We start from the raw sequence: 9,432 nt of genomic DNA on the forward strand, positions 1-9,432 counted from the left end.
CGCGGGAGGCAATAAAGCCCTCCGCAACAGCCGGAGGGCAATAATATTCTTAAAAATGTGCCAGCAGCGTGAGCGCACCGCCCAGATTTCTATAATGATCCGTGCCTTGCTGCGCGTTGCCCTCAACAGCGATCTCCAGACCAGAAAACAGGTCGGCGCGAATACCGGCTTTAACTTCAGCAATGTGCTTCGTTCCCTCAATCTCCACTACGCGATCATCCATTTGACTGCCAAAAGCGCGGCTGTTGTGCAACGCGTTGGCTTCAGCGTAGGGCGTGAACCGACTCGTTTGCAGCTCCGCTCTGACGCCGACACGGGTTGCAACATTGCCATCGCCGGTGAAACGCACTGAGCTGGCGCTCTGCTCTTGATGCTCGCTGGCGCGCACATTCATCCATGCGATCTGTAATTGCGGCTGCAGTAGCAGTTGGGTTTGATCGCTCAGCGAAAATGCTGCCCGATAGCCCCATTCGGTGGCGGCCGTTACACCTTGCGAACGCCAGGTTTCAGCGCTCAAATCGTCGCCCTTCACGTGATTTTCAAAGCGGCTAAATTGCAGCCAGTTATCACTGTAGAAGCCTAAACGGCGAGTCTCGTCCGCGTACCAGGCCGCGCTGAGGCCGCCGCTGTAACCGCTAAGTGTATGTTCAGTGGCAAAGCCAGTGAGACGTGAAGTGGTTTTGCCGTGATGGTTGCCGTAGCCCGCCATGACGCCGAGGTGAAGCGCACTCTGCTCGCCAGTTAGTAGCGTCAGTAAATCAGCACCCATCTGCACCACATATTGGTTGCTGCGATCATCAAGCTGGCTTCCCGCTTGCGCACGCTGATGCGTACCCGTTTGACGCAGCCACATTGACGATCCTGGCGCAGTTGCAGTAAGGCGATCCTGTAATTGATGGATAAAGAGGGTGTTGCTGGCGGCCATGTTCGCCGCATAAGCGCCCGCTTCGGGTCGCAGGATCGCACTGATTTGCGGCGCAGCCATCGGCATAATGATCGGTGCTGCAGGTGGTAAAGAAGAGCGCAGATACCAGCTTTGATCGTTGGCTGCATTCGGCGTTCCCTGCTGTAAAAAGTACTCATAACTGCCCGCCACGATACGACCTTTCTGCACGAAGGCATTAGCAGCGGATGTGCCATTTATCTTGATCAGCGCAATACCTTGCTGGGTTTGTGCGCCGTTGTCGCCGCTGTTAATCACTGCAACCTGAGTCGTACCAGCGGTGTTACCGTTGATCACCAGTGGATTTAGCGCCGAGTTGTCGCCCTCTAAGGCACCGCTAAAGGTGAGCTGGCTATTGGCATTACCGGTGTAATTGCCATTGATCTCAAAAGGATTGCCGTGAAGGTTGTTTCCGGGATTAACGCTAATCTCGCCGTTATTGACGAGGTTGCCCGATAACTTGCCACCGTTCATAAGCTGTAATTGTCCACCCGGCTGCACGGTCGCGCCGCCACCGCCAGCAATCACCGTATGTCCCGCCAGTTGTAACTGCCCGGCAATGGTCATCACATCATCACTCGTTCCCCAGGCATTCACATCACCATTAAGCGCCCAGCGGCTGCTGGCTGTGGAGGTAATGGCAGACAATCCGTGCTGAGGCGTGTCGGCGCTGAAATTGCCGTTCTCACTGCCATCACCCGCCAAAATCAAGCGGTTAGCTTCGCCCTGGCTCATCAGCGCAATATCGCTGCCGCCGTTCAGCGCAGAGTGATTACTCAGGGTAATGGCGTTGCCAGAACCGGTTAGTAATAGCGCGGGAGCATTTTGACTGGCGATGACACCGGCGTTAGTCAGTTGGTTATTGCTGTGCAGAATCACCGCGGCCTGCTGCTGACTAGTGATATTGCCCTGGTTGGTAATCCGTATCGTCGTGCTGTTTTCCGCATCAATCGCGCTGGTGTAACCCTGTATTACCCCGTTATTAAGCAGCGCGGTTTCATCGGCAAAGCTCAACAGTGCAACGCCATCATCGGCGATGATTTGCCCGTTGTTTACGATCGCGCTTTTTCCGCCAGCCATAATAACGCTGAAGTCCCAGCCGCTGATGTTACCGCTGTTATCAAGCCTGCCGTCTTTGGTGAAAAATGAAACGGCGGCTAAATTATGGGTGTTGAACCCATTATTGATGATTCCGTAATTGTGTAATGAAACCGATTCAACAGGCCCATACAGCGCTAAGTTAGGATCATTAATTGAAAGTGTGTCATTTTTCGCTGAGTTGGAATTAATAGTGTCACCCGAACTAATAACGTAATCGTCCGAATAGTTAAGTATGTGACTATAGCTATCTGGCGCAATGACACTGCTCGCCGCGCTGGCGGCTTGCAAGGGTGTTTTCGCTATTAATAGGATGCTAATTAATGGGATAGCGTGATTTTTGATAACCTTTCTGAAGCGGCGTTGAGTGTGCACGTGATCTCCGTTGTTTAAAAAGTACAGCAGGAATACTCACCGTTCAGAGGTATGTTTTTATAAGTAACAAGAAATTCAGAATGTGATCCACCCGCACGGCGAAGTTATCCTTTCTGCCGTTTTGAGAAGGCTAATTAAGTTAAAAATAACTATTTAGAGTTATGGTTTATAGTGGTGATAGTTGCGGTGAATTATGTTTTGCGGAGTGTAGGTGAGCGATAAAATAAAAACAAGAGGATTCTTTGGTGCAATATTTATTGTGAGATTGAGAGGGTTTGGTTATTTATCTGAATTATTAGCAACGAGAAATGTCTCAAAATGGTATTTTATAACGTCGAGAGGATGTTTTCCGGCGGTGTTTATTTTTATGGGGTAAAAAGATTGCGGCTAATAAGTGCTAATAGCCGCAATAAAGTTATTCGGGTGATTTATCGACGACGCGACGGCTTTTCTTACCGCCTTTTCGTCCTGCTTCAATTGCACGTTCAGGATTATTTCGAAAATTCCCGCCGCTCAATTGGCCGCCTTTTTTACCAGCTTCGCGAGCTCTTTCTGGGTCCATGGCAAAATTGCCAGAACCGCCACGTGGTGTTGTCATAATCAATACCTCAGATAAAGGGGATAACGCATATTTCACTTACCACTTAAGGTTAGTCGTTAAAGCCTAACGCACAACAACGGGTAATTAGGAGTTATCTCATCTTCCTTGATAATGCTCAGGAATTTTTCTATCTGCAAAGGAGTGAAAGAGGCGGGTAATAATTATTTTTGCGTGAGCCTCTGGTCAATATAAATATATTGCCGCTTCGCCTTTAAAATTTTTCTCTTTCAATGTGATGAAATTATTAAGCATTCCTGATGTTTCGTTTTTTACTTAAGATTTGGTAAGCATTCGCATCATTAGTCATTATCTTAAAATGGGTGTAAAAAATATAAATCCTTATGTGAAAGTAATTATTTTTAAGCGAAGCGCACTATTAACCGTTTTAACGATAAATAGTGCGCGGATATTATTTCACCAGCACCTGCGCTCCGGCATTTTTCTCCAGTCTCAACACGTCAAACAGCGACAGCAGCACCAACAACGCCACTCCGGCGAAGGCGATATGAATATCGCTTTGCGCGATTTCGCTATGTTCCTGCCACACCATCGATGCGCGCAGGAACAGCGCCGCCAGCGCGATGCCCGCACTCATGCTGAACTGGAAGAAGATGCTGAACACCACCGAGGCATCGCTCATTTTGTTTTGCGGAACATCGGCAAAGCCCAGGCTGTTGTAGCAGCTGAACTGCAGCGAGCGCGACAGCCCGCCGATAAACAGAATCGCGGCGATGGCGAAGTAGCCCAGCGATGGCTTAAGCAGTAAGCAGCCGAGCATCGCCACTAAACTGATCACGCCATTGATCATCAACACGCGACGAAAGCCCCAGCGTTTCATTAGCCAGGTTGTCGCCGGTTTCATCGCCAGATTACCGGCAAATACCCACAACACCATGGCTCCGGCCTGCGCCGCGCTCCAGCCAAAGCCAAGCTGAAACAGCAACGGCAGCAAATAGGGCACTGCATTGATTGAGGCGCGGAAGAACGAGCCGCCAATTACCGCATTGCGGAAGGTGGCAATTTTCATCGCGCTAAACGGCAGCAGCGGCTGCGGATGGCGGAAGCTGTGGCGATACGCCAGCCAGCTACACAGCACGCCCAGCAGCAACAATGGAATACCAAAATTGAGATGCATCTGCCCGAGCGCTTCCAGCGCGATAATCAATGAGGTGCAGGCGGTGGCGGTCAGCGCAAAGCCGCGCACGTCAAACGGCCGCCGCTGTTCGGTTTTGAACTGTGGCACCAGATAAGCGGTGGCGATGATGGCAAGGATGCCGAGCGGAATATTGAGCCAGAAAATCCACGGCCAATGGCCGTAGGTGACAATCAAACCGCCCAGCGGCGGGCCAAGCACCGGCGCAATCAAACCCGGCCAGGTAATAAAGGCGATGGTTTTTACCATCTCCTTTTTCTCAGTGACGCGCAGCACCACCATGCGACCGACCGGCACCATCATCGCGCCGCCAATCCCTTGCAGAATGCGACTCAGCGTGAACGTCGGCAGCGTGTCGCTCAAGCCGCAAAGGATCGAGGCGAGGGTGAAAATCAGGATGGCGCTGGCAAACACGGTTCGCGCGCCAAAGCGCTCCGCCAGCCAGCCGCTCATCGGAATAAATACTGCCACCGCCAGTAAATAGGCGCTGACGCCAATGTTCAGCGCCACCGGGCTGGAGGCGAAATCGCGCGCCATCTGCGGAAGCGCGGTGGTGATCACCGTGGCATCGAGGTTTTCCATAAAGAAGGTTACTGCGACCAATAATGCTAACAGCAGGGTGCGATGGGAATTCGGTTTGGCTTCTCTGCCTGAGTCGATCATGCGAGGACCTGCGAAAACAGAAGGATGCAAAGACTTTTAATGAAAAGCGCGGCAGGTGCAAATCGAATTGTTTAGCAAAATGTTGATGCCGTCGTAGGGTCGCCATTCATGGCGACCACAACAATGCGCATCGGGTTAAATCAGACGGCTTCAGCCACGCTAGCTTTGGCCTCAATAAACGCCACCACCGCTTTCGTCACTTCTGCGGTATTCGCCGTGCCGCCAACATCCGGTGTCAGAATGCCCTGCGCGCAGACATATTCGATCCCTTGCATAATCAGCGCCGCTGCGTCGCGCTCGCCGAGATGCTCCAGCATCTGCACCGCTGTCCAGAACGTAGCGATCGGATTGGCGATGCCTTTGCCGGTGATATCGAACGCCGAGCCGTGAATCGGTTCGAACATCGACGGGAAGCGACGTTCAGGATCGATATTAGCGGTCGGCGCAACGCCTAAACTGCCCGCCAGCGCACCGGCCAGATCCGACAGAATATCGGCGTGCAGATTGGTGGCAACAATGGTGTCGAGGCTCTGCGGATGCAGCGTCATGCGATGCGTCATGGCATCGACCAGCATTTTGTCCCACTGCACGTCCGGAAACTCCTGCGCCACTTCGGCGGCAATCTCATCCCACATCACCATGCCGTGACGCTGGGCGTTGGATTTGGTCACCACCGTCAGCAGCTTGCGCGGACGCGACTGCGCCAGTTTGAAGGCATAACGCATAATGCGCGTCACGCCAACGCGGGTGAAGATCGCAACTTCGGTGCCAACTTCTTCCGGCAATCCACGATGTGCGCGGCCGCCGTTACCGGAATATTCGCCTTCTGAGTTTTCCCGCACAATCACCCAGTCGAGATCGCCGGGACCACGATTGCGTAGCGGCGAGGTAACGCCCGGCAGAATTTTGGTGGGACGCACGTTGGCGTACTGGTCAAAGCCCTGACAAATCGGCAAACGCAATCCCCACAGCGTGATGTGATCCGGCACGTCGGGCGCGCCGACCGCACCAAAGTAAATCGCATCAAACTTCTTCAGCGTTTGCAGGCCATCTTCCGGCATCATCACGCCGTGTTGCTTGTAGTAATCCGAGCCCCAGTCAAAAGTCTGCACGTTGAACTTGAGTTGCGGATCGTGACGCGTCAACGCGTGCAGCACTTCCACGCCAGCAGAGATCACTTCCGGGCCAATACCATCCGCAGGAATCGCGGCAATCGAATAGTTACGCATGTTGTTTCTCCAGATCAATGAGTATGAGGATGAGGTATTTTCGCCGTTTGCGGTCGGTTACCGCTGGCGGCGAGCAGCAGAACCACAATGGCCGACAGCGCCAGCAGTCCCGCCACGAAATAGAGGCCCCACGTATAGCTGCCGGTTTGCTGGCGGATTACGCCAATCATCATCGGGCCGACAAAGCCACCAAGGTTGCCGATGGAGTTGATGGTGGCGATGCCCGCCGCCGCCGCCGGGCCGCTCAGGAACAAGGTCGGCATGCTCCACAGCGGCGGTTTTGAGGCGCTGATGCCGACGGTGACTAGCGTCAATGCGATAATCACGGTGAACAGCGTGCTGACGTTACCGGCATAAATCAGGCCAGCCGCCGCCAGCAAACAGGCACCAATCACATGCCAGCTGCGCTCTTTGGTGCGGTCGGAGTGGCGTGCCCACAGGATCATGGCGATCACGCCAATCACCGCCGGGAAGGCATTAAGGAAACCGATCTCCATCGAGGATGCGCCGAAGCTGCGGATGATCTGCGGCGACCAGATGCCGAGCGTGTACAAACCCGCTGACGTACCGAAGTAAACCAGCGCCAGCGCTAGCACCCGTTTATCCATCAGTCCGCGCCATGCGCTGCTGTGGCTATTTTTGACGGCGCGCGCCTGCTCTTCGGCCTGCATGTTGGTTTCCAGCCACGCGCGCTCCTCATCGGTAAGCCATTTGGCTTTTGCCGGGCGATCGGTGAGGTAAAACAGCACCACGATGCCGAACAGCAGCGCCGGAATCGCCTCCAGCACGAACATCCACTGCCAACCGGCAAAGCCCAGCAGGCCGTGCATCTGCAACAGGGCGGCGGAGATGGGCGATCCCAGCGCGGTGGAAAGCGGCGCGGCAGCCATAAAGATGGCGGTGACCTGCGCCCGTTTCGCCGCCGGGAACCAGTAGCTGAGATAGAGGATGATGCCGGGGAAGAATCCGGCTTCCGCCACGCCCAGCAGAAAGCGCAGCACGTAAAAGCTGGTGGTGCCCTGCACAAAAGCCATGCAGCCGGAAACCAATCCCCAGGTGATCATGACGCGCGCAATCCAGATGCGGGCGCCGACTTTATGCAGAATTAAATTCGACGGCACTTCAAACAGAAAATAACCGAGGAAAAATATTCCGGCGCCAAAGCCAAATACCGTGGGCGAGAAACCTAAATCCTGATTCATGGTTAATGCAGCAAAACCAATATTGACGCGATCGAGAAAAGCGATGAAGTAGAGCAGCATGATGAAGGGCACAATGCGTAACGTCACTTTACGCATCACCCTTTTTTCGAGGTGAGATTTCATATTAAAGTGCTCCAGATTGTGTAGGGTGGTGTTATTTTTTTGTAATCGAGTTCAGTATGCAGTTTTGTTTTGGCTTATCATCAGATGTGGATTATATAAACTATTTGCATAATCAACGGGTGAGGGGAATATGGATATAAATCAATTGCGTTGCTTTGTTGCGGTGGGTAAAGAACTGCATTTTGGCCGCGCCGCACAAAAGATGGAAATGATGCCTGCGTCACTTTCTCGCTTCATTCGTTTACTGGAAGAGGACCTTGGCGTGCGTCTGTTAAATCGATCGACGCGTAATGTTTCATTAACAGCCGAAGGCGCGCTCTTTTTTGACGATGCCAGCAAATTAATCGATCAATTTGATGCGCTGGCTAAACGTTTTAAAGTGGGATTAAAAGATGAACGTCGCAAATTACGTATTGGCGCAATTGATAGTGCCGCACGTGGATTAGTTCCGGCGTTGCTTAATTTATTTGTTCCGCTGCATCCGCACAGCGATATTCATATTATTGAAGACAAAACTATTAATTTAATTCCGAAATTAAAGTCGGGCTGGCTGGATATGATTTTTATTCGCGAGCCGCAAAGTATTGATGCGTCATTAGCGGTGCGTTTTATTACGCGAGAAAGCTGCGTGCTGGCGGTGCCGATCCAGCATGAGCTGGCGCAGCGCGAACGAGTGGCGGTGGCCGATTTTCAGCATGAAGCGATGATCATTCCCGACCGTCGCACACGTCCGCACAGTCACGATCTCACCATGAGCCTGTTTAAACAGGCGGGATTCACGCCGCACATCGCCCAGTTTGCTGAAGAGAAGCAAACCATTCTCAGCCTGGTTTCTGCCGGACTGGGATTAGCGGTGGTACCCGCTTCGTATCGCACCATGAACAGCGACAGCGTCAGTTATATCGCTCTGGAATTGCCTGAAGAGATTAAAGGTTTGCCGCTGAGTATTGCCTGGCAGAAGGGCAACGAAGATAGTTTTCTACTGGATATGCTGCGTTTGCTGCAGGAGCATCAGCGTGAGCTGACGGCGAAGTTGTGATGCTAGTAAGATCCGCAGAGGACGGTTCCCTCTCCCGTCAGTGGGAGAGGGCTAGGGTGAGGGACAACGCGCACTTTCCCCCCGGTGGCTAATTCCCACTACTCTCTCTATGATGGAATATTTCCCGCGCCAATGTCGGGAACGATCAATGAGTTAGGGAAAAATCGCGCGATGACCATTTTAAACGACCTGGATTTGCGGCAGTTGGAAGCCTTCTCGGCGGTGATCTCTGCCGGAAGCGTTACGGCGGCGGCGAAGGCGCTCAATCGCTCGCAGCCGGCGGTGTCGCGTTTGATTCAGGAGCTGGAACAATCGCTGGGTTATCCGCTGTTTATCCGCAACGGGCCGCGTATTCATCCCTCGGAAGAGGCGCTGCAGCTGCATCAATACGTGCAGAAAGCGCTGCTCTCACTGCAGCAGATTCGCCTGCGTGCGCAGGAGATCGCCCATCAGCAACATCGCCCGCTGAGCATTGCCGCCACGCCTGCACTGGCGGCGGGTTTGCTGCCGCAGGCGCTGGCCGCGCTCAATTTGCAGAACAAAGTGCAGATCATCAGCGAATCGGCGGTGCAGACGGCGCATGCGGTGATCACCGCCGAAGCCGATCTCGGTTTATGCAGTTTGCCGCTCGAGCATCACGCGGTGGAGCTGCACTGGATTGGGCAGTCGCAGTGCGTGGTGGCGCTGCCGGAGAACGACGAGTTGGCGAGGCAATCTCAACTGTCGTTGAGCAGCCTGGCGGGACGGCGGTTAATTGCGCCGTGGAGCCCGCAGCGGCTGCGCGGACGCTACGAAAAAGCGTTGAAAAAGGTCAAAACGCCGCTGCACCAAACCATCGAAACTAACTCCTCCGCCAATATTCTTGGCTGCGTGCGCGCCGGATTAGGCGTGGCGATTCTCGAACCGGTTACCGCGTGGGGCATGCCGCTGGCCGGTGTGGCGATTCGGCCACTGGAGGAGGATATTCCTTATTATTTTGGCGTGATTACGCCGCAGGGGCGCCAGA

At 53.5% G+C, this 9,432-nt stretch carries 7 protein-coding genes; 2 read left to right on the forward strand and 5 right to left on the reverse strand.

Features of this window, described 5'->3' with window-relative positions:
* Window positions 1-49 precede the first annotated feature (49 nt).
* The 5 genes from RTY00_RS11490 to RTY00_RS11510 all read right to left on the reverse strand — a co-directional run bounded on the left by RTY00_RS11490 (window position 50) and on the right by RTY00_RS11510 (window position 7,387).
* Complete coding sequence (locus tag RTY00_RS11490; RefSeq protein WP_312664522.1) at window positions 50-2,023, reverse strand: autotransporter outer membrane beta-barrel domain-containing protein; 1,974 nt, start codon at window positions 2,021-2,023, stop codon at window positions 50-52.
* Between the two features lie 808 nt (window positions 2,024-2,831).
* The gene (locus RTY00_RS11495; protein ID WP_007893075.1) at window positions 2,832-3,014 is read right to left on the reverse strand and encodes a general stress protein; all 183 of its coding nucleotides are present in this window, start codon (window positions 3,012-3,014) and stop codon (window positions 2,832-2,834) included.
* A gap of 412 nt (window positions 3,015-3,426) precedes the next feature.
* The gene (locus tag RTY00_RS11500) at window positions 3,427-4,833 is read right to left on the reverse strand and encodes an MFS transporter (protein ID WP_312664525.1); all 1,407 of its coding nucleotides are present in this window, start codon (window positions 4,831-4,833) and stop codon (window positions 3,427-3,429) included.
* A gap of 140 nt (window positions 4,834-4,973) precedes the next feature.
* On the reverse strand, window positions 4,974-6,062 hold the full coding sequence (locus tag RTY00_RS11505) for a tartrate dehydrogenase (RefSeq protein ID WP_312664526.1): 1,089 nt from the start codon (window positions 6,060-6,062) through the stop codon (window positions 4,974-4,976).
* 14 nt (window positions 6,063-6,076) lie between these two features.
* The gene (locus RTY00_RS11510) at window positions 6,077-7,387 is read right to left on the reverse strand and encodes an MFS transporter (RefSeq protein WP_312664527.1); all 1,311 of its coding nucleotides are present in this window, start codon (window positions 7,385-7,387) and stop codon (window positions 6,077-6,079) included.
* A 130-nt stretch (window positions 7,388-7,517) separates the two neighbouring features.
* Here RTY00_RS11510 and RTY00_RS11515 point away from each other — a divergent pair, with 130 nt between their 5' ends.
* Window positions 7,518-8,426 carry a LysR substrate-binding domain-containing protein gene (locus RTY00_RS11515; protein WP_312664528.1) on the forward strand — a complete coding sequence of 303 codons (909 nt, stop codon included), beginning with the start codon at window positions 7,518-7,520 and terminating at the stop codon, window positions 8,424-8,426.
* A 171-nt stretch (window positions 8,427-8,597) separates the two neighbouring features.
* A partial coding sequence (locus RTY00_RS11520; RefSeq protein ID WP_312664529.1) for a LysR family transcriptional regulator occupies window positions 8,598-9,432 on the forward strand: 835 nt, incomplete at its 3' end.

The organism is Pantoea sp. CTOTU49201, from assembly GCF_032054795.1.
In the GTDB taxonomy this organism is placed as follows: Bacteria; Pseudomonadota; Gammaproteobacteria; order Enterobacterales; family Enterobacteriaceae; genus Pantoea; species Pantoea symbiotica.